The organism is Citrobacter sp. Marseille-Q3906 (assembly GCF_916618775.1).
In the GTDB taxonomy this organism is placed as follows: domain Bacteria; phylum Pseudomonadota; class Gammaproteobacteria; order Enterobacterales; family Enterobacteriaceae; genus Citrobacter; species Citrobacter murliniae.
On sequence record NZ_CAKAKA010000003.1, the window covers coordinates 915653 to 932196 of the forward strand.

At 43.9% G+C, this 16544-nt stretch carries 17 protein-coding genes; 12 read left to right on the top strand and 5 right to left on the bottom strand.

What is annotated here, in order from left to right:
• The first annotated feature begins 9 nt into the window (after positions 1 to 9).
• The 11 genes from LG384_RS21720 (at position 10) to LG384_RS21770 (ending at position 7924) form a co-directional block, all read left to right on the top strand.
• Positions 10 to 348 (top strand): hypothetical protein, encoded by a 339-nt coding sequence (locus LG384_RS21720; RefSeq protein ID WP_225761509.1) that lies wholly within the window; start codon positions 10 to 12, stop codon positions 346 to 348.
• Between the two features lie 105 nt (positions 349 to 453).
• On the top strand, positions 454 to 1272 hold the full coding sequence (locus tag LG384_RS21725) for a DUF932 domain-containing protein (RefSeq protein WP_225761510.1): 819 nt from the start codon (positions 454 to 456) through the stop codon (positions 1270 to 1272).
• Between the two features lie 70 nt (positions 1273 to 1342).
• Positions 1343 to 1816 carry a DNA repair protein RadC gene (radC, locus tag LG384_RS21730; RefSeq protein ID WP_225761511.1) on the top strand — a complete coding sequence of 158 codons (474 nt, stop codon included), beginning with the start codon at positions 1343 to 1345 and terminating at the stop codon, positions 1814 to 1816.
• 15 nt (positions 1817 to 1831) lie between these two features.
• Positions 1832 to 2053 (top strand): DUF987 domain-containing protein, encoded by a 222-nt coding sequence (locus LG384_RS21735; protein ID WP_225761512.1) that lies wholly within the window; start codon positions 1832 to 1834, stop codon positions 2051 to 2053.
• Positions 2054 to 2073: 20 nt separating this feature from the next.
• Positions 2074 to 2424 (top strand): type IV toxin-antitoxin system YeeU family antitoxin, encoded by a 351-nt coding sequence (locus tag LG384_RS21740; protein WP_225761513.1) that lies wholly within the window; start codon positions 2074 to 2076, stop codon positions 2422 to 2424.
• 34 nt (positions 2425 to 2458) lie between these two features.
• The gene (locus tag LG384_RS21745) at positions 2459 to 2782 is read left to right on the top strand and encodes a TA system toxin CbtA family protein (protein ID WP_225761514.1); all 324 of its coding nucleotides are present in this window, start codon (positions 2459 to 2461) and stop codon (positions 2780 to 2782) included.
• Between the two features lie 630 nt (positions 2783 to 3412).
• The gene (gene tnaC / locus LG384_RS23425) at positions 3413 to 3490 is read left to right on the top strand and encodes a tryptophanase leader peptide (RefSeq protein WP_197086135.1); all 78 of its coding nucleotides are present in this window, start codon (positions 3413 to 3415) and stop codon (positions 3488 to 3490) included.
• A gap of 272 nt (positions 3491 to 3762) precedes the next feature.
• Entirely contained in the window at positions 3763 to 5178 is a 1416-nt protein-coding gene (tnaA, locus tag LG384_RS21755) for a tryptophanase (RefSeq protein ID WP_225761515.1), read from the top strand.
• A 110-nt stretch (positions 5179 to 5288) separates the two neighbouring features.
• On the top strand, positions 5289 to 6539 hold the full coding sequence (tnaB, locus tag LG384_RS21760; RefSeq protein ID WP_048220614.1) for a low affinity tryptophan permease TnaB: 1251 nt from the start codon (positions 5289 to 5291) through the stop codon (positions 6537 to 6539).
• A gap of 96 nt (positions 6540 to 6635) precedes the next feature.
• Positions 6636 to 7160 (top strand): transporter, encoded by a 525-nt coding sequence (locus LG384_RS21765; RefSeq protein WP_225761516.1) that lies wholly within the window; start codon positions 6636 to 6638, stop codon positions 7158 to 7160.
• Between the two features lie 455 nt (positions 7161 to 7615).
• Entirely contained in the window at positions 7616 to 7924 is a 309-nt protein-coding gene (locus LG384_RS21770) for a LysR family transcriptional regulator (protein WP_045447124.1), read from the top strand.
• Between the two features lie 41 nt (positions 7925 to 7965).
• Here LG384_RS21770 and LG384_RS21775 read toward each other — a convergent pair whose 3' ends face one another.
• The 5 genes from LG384_RS21775 to LG384_RS21795 form a co-directional block, all read right to left on the bottom strand.
• Entirely contained in the window at positions 7966 to 8886 is a 921-nt protein-coding gene (locus LG384_RS21775; protein WP_200009936.1) for a LysR family transcriptional regulator, read from the bottom strand.
• A gap of 91 nt (positions 8887 to 8977) precedes the next feature.
• On the bottom strand, positions 8978 to 10114 hold the full coding sequence (locus LG384_RS21780; RefSeq protein ID WP_045447118.1) for an HlyD family secretion protein: 1137 nt from the start codon (positions 10112 to 10114) through the stop codon (positions 8978 to 8980).
• Positions 10115 to 10116: 2 nt separating this feature from the next.
• On the bottom strand, positions 10117 to 10458 hold the full coding sequence (locus LG384_RS21785; RefSeq protein ID WP_045447114.1) for a DUF3302 domain-containing protein: 342 nt from the start codon (positions 10456 to 10458) through the stop codon (positions 10117 to 10119).
• Between the two features lie 558 nt (positions 10459 to 11016).
• Positions 11017 to 11379, bottom strand: a complete 363-nt coding sequence (locus LG384_RS21790) for a helix-turn-helix transcriptional regulator (protein ID WP_045447111.1) — start codon at positions 11377 to 11379, stop codon at positions 11017 to 11019.
• 89 nt (positions 11380 to 11468) lie between these two features.
• Positions 11469 to 12953, bottom strand: coding sequence for a cyclic diguanylate phosphodiesterase (locus tag LG384_RS21795; RefSeq protein ID WP_225761517.1), 1485 nt, complete (start codon positions 12951 to 12953; stop codon positions 11469 to 11471).
• Positions 12954 to 14078: 1125 nt separating this feature from the next.
• On the opposite strand from LG384_RS21795, the gene pgaA reads away from it, so the two are divergent.
• The gene (gene pgaA, locus LG384_RS21800; protein ID WP_045447104.1) at positions 14079 to 16541 is read left to right on the top strand and encodes a poly-beta-1,6 N-acetyl-D-glucosamine export porin PgaA; all 2463 of its coding nucleotides are present in this window, start codon (positions 14079 to 14081) and stop codon (positions 16539 to 16541) included.
• Positions 16542 to 16544 lie beyond the last annotated feature (3 nt).

Genomic DNA, 16544 nt, shown 5'->3' on the forward strand with positions numbered 1-16544 from the left:
GGAATATAAATGAAATATAAAATGGTTACAGGTATGGCGCTGGCAATGATGCTCTTTATATCACCAACAGTGCATGCTGCGCTTAACCAGCAGGATCAGCTGTCAGCGCTGGAAATTGCTGAGAAGATCTATGATGCCATGCTGGGTAGCGGTGCAGCAGCGGATGCCCGCTGGGAGACACCGAAACAGTTAAAAGATATCAGTGACCCGGTTATACCCGGTAATAAACTCCATGTACTTGAATACACGGTGATGGACCCTGCTAACGGGGCTTATCAGCGTATTCATGTTTTGGTTAATGTCGATGGTGGTGTGGCTGGCGCTGAAATTATCTATGCTGGTCGCTAGCTCTCTCTAACGTCTTCACATAGTCAACCAACCACTTTTATTTGGGCCATGCCTCCTTCGGGACGCATGGCTTTTTGTTTTTATACCGCTTAGAAGGAATTGCCCATGAAACTAGCCAGCCGCTTTGGCCGCATAAATCAGGTCCGTCGTGATCGCCCGTTAACCCATGAAGAACTGATGCAATTCGTACCTAGCGTCTTTAGTGAAGACAAGCACGAGTCCAGAAGCGAACGTTACACCTATATTCCCACGATTACTCTGCTGGATAACCTCCAGCGTGAGGGATTTCGCCCATTCTTTGCCTGTCAGACCCGCGTTCGCGATGAAAGCAAACGTGAGCATACAAAACACATGCTCCGCCTGCGCCGGGAGGGACAAATCACCGGCAAACAGGTGCCGGAAATTATCCTGCTAAACAGCCATGATGGTTCCAGTTCTTATCAGATGTTGCCGGGATTGTTTCGGGCTGTCTGTAGCAATGGTCTGGTCTGCGGTGAATCGTTTGGCGAAGTGCGGGTACCGCATAAAGGCAACGTGGTGGAGAGGGTTATCGAGGGGGCTTACGAGGTTCTGGGGATTTTTGACCGTGTGGAAGAAAAGCGGGATGCCATGCAATCACTTATGCTTCCGCCACCAGCACAAGAGGCACTGGCAAAAGCTGCACTGACATATCGCTTTGGCGAGGAGCATCAGCCTGTGACGGAATCACAGCTGCTAGCCCCTCGTCGCTGGCAGGATGAGTCCGGGGATCTGTGGACAACTTATCAGCGTATTCAGGAGAACCTAATCAAAGGTGGTTTGAACGGTCGCAATGCAAAAGGAGGACGCACACATACCCGTGCAATTAAAGGTATCGATGGTGATGTGAAACTGAATCGTGCGCTGTGGGTAATGGCTGAAAATATGCTGCAACTTGCCTCATGAGCGATATCTCCGTGTTTGTTTATAGCCCTGTAGCTGGTTGTTACGGGGTTTTTTCTTTTAAGGAGCTACCATGTCCGAACTGAATTTGCCTTCGGTCTTCCCGATGAATGAGCAACGTACCATCCGTCGTGCCCTGAGATTACTGGAGAAATATCAGCGGCAGCCCGGTGAGTCGTTCCTTGCCGCTAGCTTCGCGAGGAATTGGTTACAGCTCTATTTGGCAAAGCAGGAGCGCGAAGTCTTTGTTGTTATCTATCTCGATAATCAACATCGTCTGTTGGAGCATGAAACGCTCTTCCTCGGCACGATTAACCATACCCAAATCCATCCTCGTGAAATTGTGAAATCTGCACTGCGTCATAATGCCGCTGCGGTGATCATCTCTCATAACCACCCATCTGGCATTACCGATGCCAGTAAAGCTGACAGAGCCATTACGTCCAGGATTACAGAGGCGCTGGGTCTGGTCGATGTCCGGCTACTGGATCATTTCATCATTGGTGATGGTGAAGTGTTGTCGTTTGCTGAGCATGGATGGTTATAAGAAGAGGAAGAGCTAATGAAAATCATCAGTAAGCGTCAGGCGATGGCAATTTATCGTCTGCATCCTGAATCCCGATTGTTTCGCTTCTGTACCGGAAAATATCGCTGGTCTGGGAGCGTCTGCCATTACTACGGTCGTGAAGTTCAGGATATCAATGGTGTTCTGGCTGTCTTTGCCGAGCGACGCCAGGATCGGAACGGACCTTATGTTTGTCTGCGCAGCGTCACTCTGAATTAACCTTATAAAAGGAGCTTAAGATGTCGAATAAGACACTGACAGTGAATGACGATACTGCTGAGCCCTGGTGGGGCTTGAGTCGTAACGTCATCCCTTGTTTTGGTGCACGTCTGGTCCAGGAAGGTAACCGCCTGCATTATCTGGCTGACCGTGCCAGCATAACAGGTCAGTTCAATGAAGCTGATTTACTCCATCTTGACCAGGCATTCCCGGTCCTGTTGAAGCAGGCAGAGTTCATGCTTACCAGCGGCGAACTGAATCCCCGACACCCGCATTGCGTCACGCTTAATGCAAAGGGGCTGACCTGCGAAGCTGATACGCTGGGTTCCTGTGGCCACGTCTATATCGCCATTTACCCCACTCAACGCTAATTGACTTTAGAACTCACTTTTACGAGAACAACTCATGAATACTTTACCTGCAATAAACCAGCGGGCTCTTCAGTCATGCCCATCGCCCGTGGTTGTCTGGCAAATTCTGATTGCTCGACTACTTGAGCAACACTATGGCCTGACGTTAAACGATACGCCGTTCAGCGATGAAGCTGTTATTAAAGGTCATATCGAAGCTGGCATCACGCTTGTCGATGCTGTTAATTTTCTGGTGGAGAAGTGCGAATTGGCCCGTATCGACCGCAGGGGGTTTAGCTGGCAGGAGCAAGCGCCTTACCTTACGATTGTTGATATCATGAAGGCTCGCCGCTATCTTGGTATCATTAACCGTAGCTAGTCTAGAGCAATTGCATTTCTACCTTTGAGTATGAAAGCATTTTGCTATCATCACGCTATCTGCTGATTTATCAATACGGGGTAAGAGGTTGTATTTCAAGCATCCTTGCTTTGGGGGTATGTGTGGGGGTATAAATTCACTTATAACTTAAAAAAATGTTTTAATTCAATTTAATAGGTTGTTTGTTCTAATCCCTTCGCCCGCTCCAAATTCATTTCTCCTGAAATCTACCGAACTCAATTTACCCTTGATAAATAAGCAGTTATTGCATTCTGTTCGTCAGTTGAGCTCTATTTTTCTTCCTGCTAACTGGTCGGTGACTGTGGCTTTCACCCGTTGCTTAACTCAGCAATAACAGTACAAGTGTTGCAATAGCATCCGTTGGGTGAAATGCTCGTTAACGCAAAACTAAAACCTGGACAATTTTCGGGTCGAATGTACAAATTCCTGTATGTTGACCAGGTCTTACTGAGGTAATGTCAATCAGCTGTAAACCTGTATCTGTTAATTAATTCCTTATTGTGTATAATAAATTTATAGTGACTTTTATCACATTAAGTTTATCTGCTAATAGACAAATTTTCTCCACACTATAATGATGTCAGCATGTTTAATAAGGGTTGACATATAATGATTAGCTTAATTAATACATACACGACTTCCAAATGGTTCAACATTGATACCATCATTGTCAATCATCGCCCATAAGTTCCCTTCCTCTTTATAAATGCAATGAAGGACAGAAGCAGATTAAAAAATCTGTCTGTTTTGCATGCCCTGAATAATCCATAAATTATTGTCTGCACAATCACGTTTCTCTGTCTGTATGCCTGAAAAAGGCCTGCGATAAGGGAATGCTTGGTGTGCTAATAATATCTCCATGGACTAATTTTGCGGGTTTTAAATAAATTATATCGGTAATTCATGTTTAATGAGTTGCTGCAGGCTGACATGTCTTTTATCTAATATAGGACTATTCCATGAATAACTTCAAACATTTGCCAGAGCCATTCCGTATTCGTGTTATTGAACCCGTAAAACGTACAATACGGGATCATCGTGAAAATGCCATTCTCAAATCAGGGATGAACCCGTTCCTGCTTGACAGTGAAGATGTATTTATCGATTTGCTGACAGATAGTGGTACAGGCGCAGTTACCCAAAATATGCAAGCCGCAATGCTACGGGGAGACGAGGCATACAGCGGAAGTCGAAGTTACTATGCACTTGCTGAGGCAGTGAAGAATATTTTTGGATATCATTATACTATTCCAACGCACCAGGGAAGGGGGGCCGAGCAGATTTATATTCCTGTATTAATTCGTAAACGTGAGCAGGAAAAAGGACTCGACAGAAGCAAAATGGTTGTTTTTTCAAATTATTTCTTCGATACCACCCAAGGGCATAGTCAAATAAATGGCTGTACCGTTCGTAATGTTTATATCAAAGAAGCATTTGATACTTCAGTTCGTTGTGATTTTAAAGGAGACTTTGACCTTGATAAACTGGAGAAAGGAATCCAGGAAGTAGGTCCAAATAATGTCCCCTATATTGTTGCCACTATTACATGCAACTCCGCAGGCGGTCAGCCGGTATCTTTGGCAAATTTGAAAGCAACGTACCAGTTAGCGAAAAAGTACGACATTCCGGTAGTAATGGACTCAGCGCGATTCGCTGAAAACGCATATTTTATCCAACAAAGAGAAGCCGCTTATAAAGACTGGAGCATTGAAGACATAACCCGCGAAACATATAAATATGCTGATATGTTAGCTATGTCGGCGAAGAAAGATGCAATGGTGCCAATGGGCGGATTGTTATGCATTAAAGATGACAGTTATTTTGATGTCTACACCGAATGCAGAACACTTTGCGTGGTCCAGGAGGGTTTTCCAACCTATGGTGGTCTGGAAGGCGGGGCAATGGAGCGTCTGGCCGTTGGTCTTTATGATGGTATGAATCAGGACTGGCTGGCATATCGCATCGCACAGATCCAGTACCTGGTTGATGGCCTTGAAGCCATTGGTGTCATCTGTCAGCAGGCAGGCGGACATGCCGCTTTCGTGGATGCAGGAAAGTTGTTACCTCATATCCCTGCCGAACAGTTTCCTGCACAGGCCCTGGCGTGTGAGCTTTACAAAGTTGCTGGGATTCGGGCTGTTGAAATTGGATCGTTCTTATTGGGAAGAGATCCTAAAACAGGGATTCAATTACCTTGTCCGGCAGAATTGCTCCGTTTAACCATTCCACGCGCTACATATACGCAATCACATATGGACTTTATTATTGAGGCGTTTGGTCATGTGAAAGAAAATGCCAATAATATTAAAGGATTAACATTCACCTATGAACCTAAAGTTCTGCGTCACTTTACTGCCCGACTGAAAGAAATCTGATAATTAGCAACCGAATATGAATGGCCATATTTAATGGCCATTCATGTTCTATCTCGCTCTATAAAAATGACATGACAATGAAGATATATAACTCAAGATAAGAGGCTCGCATGGAAGAAAATTCCAGTTCAAAGCATTCATCCTTTTGGGGAGTTATGGTTATTGCCGGAACCGTAATTGGTGGAGGGATGTTTGCTTTACCCGTTGATCTTGCAGGTGCCTGGTTTTTTTGGGGCGCGTTTATATTAATAATCTCCTGGTTTTCAATGTTACACTCAGGATTGTTACTACTGGAAGCAAACTTAAACTATCCAGTGGGTTCCAGTTTTAATACTATTACTAAAGATCTAATTGGTAACAAATGGAATATCATTAGTGGCGCTACGGTTGCCTTTGTTTTATACATATTAACGTATGCATATATTTCAGCAAACGGAGCTATTATTAGTGAAACGATATCTATGCATTCAGGAGAACATGTTAACCCCAGAATTATAGGTGTTTGTACCGCTCTGTTCGTGGCCGGGGTGTTATGGTTTAGTTCGCTAGCTGCGAGTCGGATTACTTCGCTTTTTCTCGGTATAAAAATCATTGCCTTCGTTATTGTTTTTGGTTCACTTTTCTTTCAGGTCGATTACTCAATTTTAAGTGGTATCAGTGGCGTAAATGAAACTAGTCATTCCTACTTCCTCTATATATTTATGGCGGTTCCAGTATGTCTGGCATCCTTTGGTTTTCATGGTAATATTCCCAGTCTTATCATTTGTTATGGGAAGAGAAAAGATAAATTAATAAAAAGTGTTGTATTGGGGTCTTTTCTGGCGTTGGTTATCTATTTGTTTTGGCTGTATTGCACAATGGGGAATATTCCGCGCGAGAGTTTCAAAGGTATCATTGCTTCCGGTGGAAATGTTGATGCTCTGGTAGGATCATTTCTTGGGACAAATCAGAGTGGCATGATTGAGTTCTGCTTACTCGTTTTCTCTAATTTAGCAGTGGCGAGTTCTTTCTTTGGTGTGACGCTGGGATTATTCGATTTTCTTGCTGATTTATTCAAATTTGACAACTCACATACTGGTCGTTTTAAAACAATCCTTCTTACCTTCCTGCCACCAACACTGCTTTATCTGCTATTTCCTAACGGTTTTATCTATGGGATAGGTGGCGCAGGGTTATGTGCAACGATATGGGCTGTTATTATTCCTGCGGTACTCGCATTGAAGTCACGTAAAAAATTTCCCAATCAGATGTTTACAGTATGGGGTGGGCGCATTATTCCAGCCGTAGTGATTATCTTTGGCATTGTCGTTATCTTTTGCTGGTTTGGTAACGTACTGAATATTTTACCAAAACTGGTGTAATTTGAGTTCGTGACGGACAGGTTTTTATGAAACCTGTCCTGATTTTACTATTACACACAATCATTGCTTCAAATTTCCTACAGATAAATAGAATCAATGGGGTTAGGGGATATCACGCTGGGTACTGCATTGGGCTTTCATCCCACCCGGGATCTTCACTATGTTTTGAGCTTTGATATGTATGTGCCAACAGGCGACTATAACCAGTTTGATCTTTCCAGCCTGGGGCGAAATTACTGGGTGGTACAACCGGTATGGGCGATCAGCTATATCCCTCAAAAAGGCGTCAATGCTGATATCAAAATGATGTACGACTTTAATTTCCGCAATGGTAAGACCCGTACGCGTTCAGGTCAGGCGTTTCATGCCGATTATGCCCTGGAATGGGCTTTTGACAATGGTTGGGTGATTGGTCTTGGTGGCTATAACTTCATTCAAACAACGGATGATGACGGGCCTAATGCAGCGCAGGCAAAGGTGCGGGCATTTTCAGTTGGTCCTTCTGTCCGTGACGCCAACGATAAGAACTGGTTACCTATATTGAAATGGCAGAAGGAAACGAATGTTCGCAATCGGCCAGTCGGCTCCCAGCTATATCTAAAAGCGACTATTCCGTTCTGAAAACCATATTCTCAAAAATAGTACGTGGTGTCTGAGTCGTTCTTCGGTTCGTTGAAAAAGAGCCTGCATGCTAGCAAGCCCAGAGCCATGCTAATTTTGGAATAATAGTATTCACTGTTTTGTATCTTTTAATTGTTTATCTTTTTTGTGGTTTTGGTAATCTTTGTGAACTGTTCTTGGATTCGGCCTTTTTCTAAATAAAGATAGCAATATGAAAACTATTGTAGTCTATCAAATAGTTTAATTAATCTGATGAGTTGGAGTTATTGTTTAAAATCACTGATTTATCTGAAATAAGTCACCTGGTCACTTAACCTTTTCCAGAACTATATGGCTCTAATCACTAACACTTATAGTGTTAGTGATTATTTGATTAATAATTTAAAATACTTATTTTTTGTATTGTTATATGAGACACTGATCAAGTGAATATTGATAGCGTTGAGAGTATAAGTATGCTTGAAAAACATGATTTTGAATGTATAAAGAACATTGATTTAAATTCAGCACTCTACTTTTCTGCGGTGATGAGTTATAAGACAATTTTTAATGCTAGTGTGGTATTAAACTGTTCTGCGCCAACAGTTAGCATCATGCTCAAACGCTTTTGTTCTTACTTTCCCGTTCCATTGTTTGAGAGAGAAGGTCGTTGCCTGAGCCCGACGAAATATGCGGTAGAACTGGATAAAATGATCGGAGAAACATTTTTGAAATTTTCTGTGGCTATGAGCAATGATCCTCGAAAAGTTACGATTTTTAAATGAGCATTGTCTTAATTATCACTCAGAGTAAATCTACAGGCATCTCATTTTTCTTTTGTCATTAGTTCAATTATATAATCCAACGATAGTTGTACTCGTAGCGGAAGATTTTTCCGGTTTCTGTAAATAACGTAGCAATCAATAAAAACTCCCCATTCTGGAGGAAGTACAGACATTATTCCGCTTGTGTCTTTGAGAAGTAGATGGGATGTCACCATATATCCCATTCCATTTCTGCAGCAGTTGATGGCTGTATAGATATTGTCAAATTTTAGTTTCCCCGTGACGTTGACTGATTTCACTTCAGCCGTTTTTTCATGGGTGAACTCCAGCGCATTTTCATAGCTGTTATTGGCCATCGAACTTAATAAAATGAAAGGATGGCGAGATAACTCTTCTGGCGTCGTGAAAGGGTGATGTTCAAAAAACGCTGGGGTAGCAAAAACATCCATCCGTATCCGCTTTACTTTTCGGGCAATCAGATTCTGATTATGTGGTGGGGAATAGGATATGAGCATGTCACAGGAGTTATTAAAGCTCACGCCCTTAAAGTAGTCCGCGTTATAGTGATTGGATGTTGTTATTGTCACGTTCAAATCGGGGAATCGTTGAAACAATGGCGGCAGAATATTCTCTGCAAGATAAGCCTGCATACCGGAAGGAGAAAAAATATTAACTTCACCAGATGGCGCTTTCTTATAATGGTCGACTAGTTCAAAGAGTTCATCATTTTCAATAATGTACTTTCTAATGTTAGGCAGAAGAGTTTCCCCGAATGCAGTCAGCCTGACCGGACGACTCTCTCGATCAATTATTTTGATTCCTAACGTTTCTTCTACTGCCGCAATACTTTTACTGATGCTGGCCTGGGTCAGGCCGACATTTTTAGCAGACAGACTGAAACTTTTCGTTTCAACAAGGTCCAGGAGTATTTTTAAATCTCTGATTTTTAATTGTTTCATCATGGCTGTTCTGTGAGGATAGTGCCTTGCTTTCAGTGTAGATGATCTACGTCCTGATATAATTACCCGATATCAACAAGGCACAATGAACGGCTTAATGGTCCAGATAGAGGTAGTGCATCCAACTGGTCATGCGTAGTAAAACTTTACGCATAATGGCCACATGAGAAAAATGATCCGAATAGACCGCAACTTGCGCATATATGCCATCTGGTAATGCATCAATATTCTCATCTGGATTCAGATCGATAAGAGCGAGAACCCCCTCGCTCCCTGGGGTAGCAGTCAAGGATTGAAGCGTCCCCTGGGCCTGATAAGAACCGCCAGGGATCACGGGAAGGACTCCAGCCAGTTTTCCTGTAAAGACCTGGCCGGGCAACGAATTAAAAACGATTTCTGCTTCATCACCAGCTTTCAGGCGCAACAATGAATTCTGACGGAATTGCGCCACAATCTGTCGCTTTTGTTTGGGAATAAATACCATAACCGGGCGCAGCGGCAGCGCTGCCGCAAAAGTACCGGGACGGATCAATACCTGAGTGGCGTAGCCGTCGCTGGGCGCACGGACAACGGTTTGCTCCAAATCGTATTTTGCTTCTGCCAGTTGAGCGCGCAGGCTGGCAACTTGTGATTGTTCGCCGTTGAGGATGCTATCAAGCTGGCTTTTGATTTGTGCTTGTTCGGCAACCGATGATTTTACTGCTGCATCCTGAGCGAGGTAGTTTTGCCGGGCATGATCAATATCACTTTCTGAGAACGGATTCACCTTTGCTTTACTGCCCTGTAAATATCGTTGGTAATCTTTGTATAACCGGTCACGTTGTGCAGTTGCTGTTAACGTATTGGCGATGGCTTCATCCAGTTGTGATTGCAGCGAGTCGGCACTATGGATCGCGGTGACAAGATCGGCCTCAAGTCGCGCAACACGAGCCTGATAACGCGTTGGATCCAGTTCAAAAAGGACTTCACCTTTTTTAATTAGCTGGTTTGACTTATTCGTGATGGTACGAACAATACCTGTCACTTGTGGCGTAACAGGAATGGAGACCACCGCTTTTTGTGCCTTAAAGGTATATGGGTGGTTATAGTTCATTAACAAAATCAGTGCCCCAACCAGAAAGATCCCGCCCAGAGCGGCTGTTGGGATACTCCATTTATTGACCGGTATTTTGAATATTTTAAAGACCAGCCATGCCAGGGCTACGTAAGTCAGAATAATTAATAAATCCACAATTAATTACCTTGAGTGTTATCTGAGTCAGCGTGTTGTTGTTTTTTGAATTGCCGTTCAAGTTCAGCAATACGTAATTGCAAATTTTCATACTGTGGTTGCTGTGCGTTCTGCATTCCCCATCCACGATCGGGGCGATACAACGTGGCCCATATCCACAGGAATGGCCACAGGACATGTAAAGTGAACAGGCTTACCCATCCAGCGACATGTATGGCATCGGCATGCGGGTGATTTCGCTTTTTGGCGATCTCGTAAGGAATATCATGGATGATGATGACACCGTAAAAAATTACCAGGAATACCAGGATTAGCACTCCAAGTGCAAAGTAATTAAGGAACATACTATTCCACCTCCCTTCGTCGGTTGGGTAAAACTAAGCTCGCCTCTCTGGTTATTGACGTATTCCCCCTTCGTGGCGTCTCCAGGGAATAGTACGCTGAGGACAGCGTGCTTGTGCTTCTTAAGGCAATGAACCTGATGCGTCGTTTTTATTTTGTGTTGTTTTAGTGGCTGTTTTAGTGACTTTTGGTTGTTTAAAAATGCCTTGTACATACATTAATGAATGTAGGATACCTTATTCACTTAGTCTCGCTAGTATTAATCGTTTAGATTTATGGAATGATTCCATTAAATGGAACTTAATTTTTATAAATAAATTGCATGGTGAATTTTTTGGTTTTATATTGAAATTGTTTTATAAGGTATCTCAAGTGAGGAGAAAAATCACATTGATGGTATTTATGAAACAAGCATGAATGTGTCTAAGAAATAAAATCATATTTTTGAAGTGTCATTTTGACCGCCACCCGTGCGGTCTTTTTTTATGTATTGCCTTGAAATTATTAAAGACACCAGCGTCATACGCTGTAAATAATCAGTGATATATTTACTCTTCATATTATAAAATCTTATGTGTCGCACCTGATTTCCTTAACTCATTGGGCGTTATTTTGTATTTTTTACGAAACGCCCGGCAAAATGACTGCTGAGAACCATATCCGGCATTTAAAGCAATAGTCAGAATAGTGCTCTGGGAGTTGATGAGTTCATGAGCTGCATGATTAAGGTAGGTATCCTTGATGAAACGGCCAAGTGGTATCCCGGTATGAGCTTTAAAAAAAGATTGCAGATAAAATTTTGAAAAGCCAGAAATAGCAGCCAGATCGTCAATCTGTAACTTGTCTTTCCGTCTTTCATTAATAAATATAATCAGTTGGTTAGATACTTCTTTGGTAAATAAATTATTTTTTGAACATTCCATATGTTTTTACCTCTATCATCGAGATGTTTATATACTGGCGAGTGTCTCTGCACGGTATGATGACTACGTTTTGATGTTACTATTCAACATCAGGAATAAAATTGTCTGGTGAAATCCTCCATGGGGATGGGCTTACCGTATAAATATCCTTGCAGAAAAGTAACGTTGTGTGCTTTCAAATAAGCTGCCTGAATTTCATTTTCTACTCCTTCCGCCACCGTTTGCAGGTGTAATCGGCGGGCGAGGTCAATAATATTGTCGATGATATGAACAGAATGCGAATCAATACCTATATTGCTGACAAAGCTTTTGTCGATTTTAAGAATATCGACCTCGAAGTTTTGCAGGTATTTAAGGCTGGAATTGCCGGTGCCGAAATCATCGATAGCGATAAGCACACCCAGTTTGTGCAGTTCTGCCACCAACCTTTCTGTCACACCATCTGTAACAAGTAATTCCCGCTCAGTTAACTCCAGAACCAGCTTAACAGGATTAGCCCTGAATGCCTGGATGAATACCCGGCAGTCTTCCACCAGATTGAAATTTCTTAAGTGACTGGCGCTGATATTGAAAGCGAAATGAAAATCCTTCGGCAGTAAATGTATTAATGGTAAAAACTGTTGACGTACCTGAACCATCAACGCCTGAGTCATCGGCATAATAAGGTTACAGCTTTCTGCCAGAGGAATGAAATTGTCTGGAGGGATGATACCGAGCGTTGGATGTGACCAGCGCATTAGAACCTCGCAACCGACCCAGTGAGTATGCTCTGCGGATACCACTGGCTGGAAGTAAGGAATAAATTCCTGCAATTCCAGAGCCTCATGTAATTCATGTTCTGCAGTTATCTGTCGCCCTGTCCAGCGAAATGCGCTGAAACCAAGAATAGCGGCCAGCAAGGCCCAGGAAACAAGAGAGAATCGTGAGAAGATCCAGAAGTAATGGGCATAATCGGCAGCGGAAATCACCGTAACTATCCGGAATGGATATTTGGTCGAGGCTTGTTCCAGATAACCAGACGTACCGGGGGAGAACGAAGGAATCTCTGGAGTCTGCCATTGCTGTTGTCCAACAACCAGGCCCAGGGGTAAATTGATGCTCATAACACTCAGTTCGGAAAGGATCCTCTCGCCATAGAGTCGGACCACAATACTGTTATTACCGACAACCATTCGGTAGATAATCAGTGGCTGTCCTTTCCTGACCAGCATGTCGCTCATCAGGTAGAGCATCCCGTTGGTATAACTATCAAAGTTAATATCTTCTTCATTGCTACCGTACAGAGATGAACAATAGATTTTATTCCCCTGTACCAGGTTTACGCTGCGCACATTCTGCGAGTACGCTACCTGCGTCCTGAGCTTCATCGCGACAGACTCAAGGCAGGGCCGACCAAGATTGTCTTTTACGGCGTAAGCAGCATGCCTGGCACTGTCCAGCGTTCCTTCCACCAGTTGCCGGGCATTTGTCATCCGGATATTAGTGGTTCGTTTGAGATTTGCTGCCGCCTGCCAGAAGGTGCTGATGAGTCCCAACAGGATGCAAAGCAGGCTCACAAGTATGGTGCGAACCATTCGGTACCTGAGTTGACGCTTCTTTAACAGACCAAATGGCATGACATTACCTCTATACCCTACATGAACTGCGCTTTAGCTTTACTGTTACGTCACCAGAAGGTGGTGCCAGATTTTAGTGTCGTTTAAAAGTACATGACGACCCTTGCTATTCAGTGATACTGGCTTAGCTGCGGTTATAAGAACGGTCAGCGAAGAATATTATATTCAATTTCCTGTAGAATATTTTATTTCGGGCTTAATACGCTACTATAATTTTTAGGCAGGTAAAGACATCAGTATTATATGCACTGGTGCATTCTTTTTTATATATAAGTTTGTTTGTAAAATATCCATATTTATCAATGAGATGAATTTTACATGCTAAAAAATATCTCATTATTATAATTGTTTTAAATAACATTAAAGTTTAAATAATATAAATCATTATTGATTTTTGTGGTTTTCAATTATTAATCGGTATTGATAGCCAGGATGCTTCCGGAACAGCTGTTGATAATATTAATACTGATATTCTAAGGGCCTGTTTTTGCATTTTGTAGGCATTTATTATTCACTTTCGTCTCAATGGCGAGAAAATACTTTTCGTTATTTCATTATTATGGATGTTTCCTCGCTGACTCATACTGGTTACCACTCCATGTAACGTCATGAGCGCTGTCATGATGGGTACACTGCTGGATAATGGTATAGATGAAGGCGCCGGGCCCCCTGAAAGGGATAAACTCTTTTAATAGTTAACAGGCATACAATTACGTTGTGTTTTTATATTTTAAAGTAATAGTAAACTGAGTTACATAACTTTCCGCCTGGTCTTAAAGCGAGTTCAGAATTCGATCCCAAGAGTATTAGGATATTCTGGTCTAAAATACTTTTTTTGCCTAAGGGTTTTCTTATCATGTAGCCACAGTGTACGCTGAGTGTTAAAATTTATGAGTTTTTGCCCCATTCCGGTAACTAGAGGATGAGGCGCAGGTAGTCAATAAGACGAAAGAATTAAAATGGTTTGCAACCCTATTACGAAATAAGCGGTAGTGCATATAAGATGGTCGACAATCGTTAAGAAATTAAGTTAACTTATTGAAAACGCTTATTTTTACTCTGATGTAAGACATAAGGGCAGATATGTTCAGTATGCGTCGACATACCAACTTCATTAAAAGCTTTAAGTCTGTAACCTGTTTATTTACGGCCTGCGTTCTTTTTCCTGTTCAAACTTCTGCGGCAGCATCTGATTATGACGGTTTGATTATTGAAGCTCGTGAAGGTAATAGTGCGCCGCTCATGCGCTACCTTCAGGAACAGGAAAAGAAATCCTCACTAACGCCAAATCAGGTCGCTGACTGGTTGCAAGTCTCCAGTTGGGCCAATAACAGCGATAAAGAAACGATTGATATTTGGCTGCGATATCGTGGGCAGATGGCTGTGCCTGCGCGTGGGCAAATCGCCGCTGCACGGGCTTTTCGCAATCAGAAAAAATGGAATGATTCGTTAGCCATCTGGGAAAACGTTTTGCAGGAAGATCCTGATAACGTGGATGTACGTACCGGCTGGATAATGACGCTTGCAGATGCTCGCTACAATCAGCAGGCGCTCACCGAAGCGAATAAATGGGCGCAGGCGCACCCGGGAGCTGACTCCGATGCATTGGTGGCCTATGTATACCATTCGCAGGGGAAAAACTGGGATGCATTGTTAGTCGCCAGCCAGGCCAATGATATCGATCCGAGCAACAAAAATGCAAAATCTACGTTGTTATCTGCCCTGTCAGCTAACCGTGTATCCGGGCCTGCGTTAGGGCTAACGGAGGTGGTTCCGACGTCAGATCCTGTTAAACGTCGTCTTGAACTTGATGCGGCAGCAGAAATCGTTCGCTCCTCATATACTTCCGCGCGTAATGAAGAAGAACGTTTTATCGTGGCAGATAAAGCGCTTGCCCGATATGCCCAACTGCTCGCGGCCTGGAAAGATGAACCGTCCGCTCAGGATGATGTTCGCCGGGCAAGGATTGACCGTATGGGCGCTTTGCTGGTGCGCAAGCGTACTGCCGAAGTGATTCAAGAATATGAGTCACTTGAAGCGAGCGGGGAGGTGCCTAACTATGCGAAACGTTGGGTCGCTTCGGCGTGGCTAAGCGAACGTCAGCCGGAAAAAACCGAAGCGATGCTGATGAGCATCTACTATCCGCATGGACCGCTTCCAGTCACTCCTCTCAGTCCTGAAGATCAGCAGGATCTTTTTTATGCGCATATTGATAATGAAAACTTTGCTGCAGCCAAAAAGCAGGTCGACAATTTAATCAAAGAGAGTCCGTATCTGCGACGGATTTATGGTTCACCTACGCCACAGCCTAACGATAACTGGCTGCTTGGTCAGACGTTGCTCACGCAATATCACATTGCTGCCAATGAATTGCCTGAGGCAGAAAAACTCGCGGAACATCTGGCGCGCACGGGATCTGGTAACCAGGGGCTGCGTATAACCTATTCTTCAGTGCTTGAAGCCCGTGGTCTGCCTCGAGCTGCAGAGAAAGAGCTTAAACTGGCCGAAGTTATTGAGCCAAGCAACCTGGAGCTGGAACGCCAGCAGGCCTATGTAGCGCTGGATCTTCAGGAATGGCGGCAGGCCGATGAACTTACCGATGACGTCATTGCCCGTAGCCCGGATGATGAAGCAACGCTGCGCCTGGCCCGCATACGTGATGTTCACAAAATGTCAGAGCTGCGGATCAGCGGCACGCAGGGGATTTCCTCCGATAGCCCGGTCAGTGGTAAGAATGACTTCAACATCAATACCGCCATTTACAGTCCGCCGATTAATGACAACTGGCGACTGTTTACCGGGTTTAACTTTGCCACCGGGGAATTTGAAGAAGGAAAGGGTATCAACCGTGACCTGGCTGCCGGTGCGGAATGGACCTCCCGTGACTACTGGGCGGAAATGGAAGTTTCGGGCCGTAACTATGGCGATGGTCAGAAAATTGGTGGGCGTCTTTCAGCCTGGCATGATTTTAATGATAACTGGCGCGTTGGCGGTTCGGCGGAGCGTCTTTCACGTAATACCCCGCTTCGCGCATTGCGTAGCGGTGTGTACGCAAACGGCGGGGATATGTTTGTCCGCTGGTATCAAAATGAACGACGAGAGTATCAGTTGTCGTTTGCCGCTTCACATTTCTCGGATGGTAACGATCGTATCGAGTACGGGCTGAGCGGAAAAGAGCGCATGTGGACGACGCCGCGCTTCACGCTGGACTTCACACCGGGCATCGGCGGAAGTACCAACACCAAAGAGAATGTGCCGTATTACAACCCTAAGAGTGATTTTTCCGTTGTACCAGGGCTTGCCGCAGAGCAGGTTCTTTACCGCCACTATGACACTGTGTGGACGCAGCAAGGCGTGGCTGGCGTAGGTGGCTACTGGCAGCAAGGTGAAGACGTGGGCGCCATCGTTCAGGTGGGATACGGACAGCGGCTTAAATGGAACAACGTCGTGGATGGCGGGGTGATGTTGGTGTGGGATAAACGCCCCTACGACGGTAAACGTGAGCGGAATATCTCCCTCGCTTTCGATTTGAATGTCAGGTTTTAAGGA

Coding starts and splice junctions, on each gene's coding strand:
- LG384_RS21725 (WP_225761510.1), top strand. CDS start 454: ATGAAACTAGCCAGCCGCTTTGGCCGCATAAATCAGGTCCGTCGTGAT.
- LG384_RS21770 (WP_045447124.1), top strand. CDS start 7,616: ATGCTTGAAAAACATGATTTTGAATGTATAAAGAACATTGATTTAAAT.
- LG384_RS21775 (WP_200009936.1), bottom strand. CDS start 8,886: ATGATGAAACAATTAAAAATCAGAGATTTAAAAATACTCCTGGACCTT.
- LG384_RS21795 (WP_225761517.1), bottom strand. CDS start 12,953: ATGGTTCGCACCATACTTGTGAGCCTGCTTTGCATCCTGTTGGGACTC.
- pgaA (WP_045447104.1), top strand. CDS start 14,079: ATGTTCAGTATGCGTCGACATACCAACTTCATTAAAAGCTTTAAGTCT.
- tnaA (WP_225761515.1), top strand. CDS start 3,763: ATGAATAACTTCAAACATTTGCCAGAGCCATTCCGTATTCGTGTTATT.
- tnaC (WP_197086135.1), top strand. CDS start 3,413: ATGATTAGCTTAATTAATACATACACGACTTCCAAATGGTTCAACATT.
- LG384_RS21745 (WP_225761514.1), top strand. CDS start 2,459: ATGAATACTTTACCTGCAATAAACCAGCGGGCTCTTCAGTCATGCCCA.
- LG384_RS21785 (WP_045447114.1), bottom strand. CDS start 10,458: ATGTTCCTTAATTACTTTGCACTTGGAGTGCTAATCCTGGTATTCCTG.
- LG384_RS21740 (WP_225761513.1), top strand. CDS start 2,074: ATGTCGAATAAGACACTGACAGTGAATGACGATACTGCTGAGCCCTGG.
- radC (WP_225761511.1), top strand. CDS start 1,343: ATGTCCGAACTGAATTTGCCTTCGGTCTTCCCGATGAATGAGCAACGT.
- LG384_RS21790 (WP_045447111.1), bottom strand. CDS start 11,379: ATGGAATGTTCAAAAAATAATTTATTTACCAAAGAAGTATCTAACCAA.
- tnaB (WP_048220614.1), top strand. CDS start 5,289: ATGGAAGAAAATTCCAGTTCAAAGCATTCATCCTTTTGGGGAGTTATG.
- LG384_RS21765 (WP_225761516.1), top strand. CDS start 6,636: ATGGGGTTAGGGGATATCACGCTGGGTACTGCATTGGGCTTTCATCCC.
- LG384_RS21735 (WP_225761512.1), top strand. CDS start 1,832: ATGAAAATCATCAGTAAGCGTCAGGCGATGGCAATTTATCGTCTGCAT.
- LG384_RS21720 (WP_225761509.1), top strand. CDS start 10: ATGAAATATAAAATGGTTACAGGTATGGCGCTGGCAATGATGCTCTTT.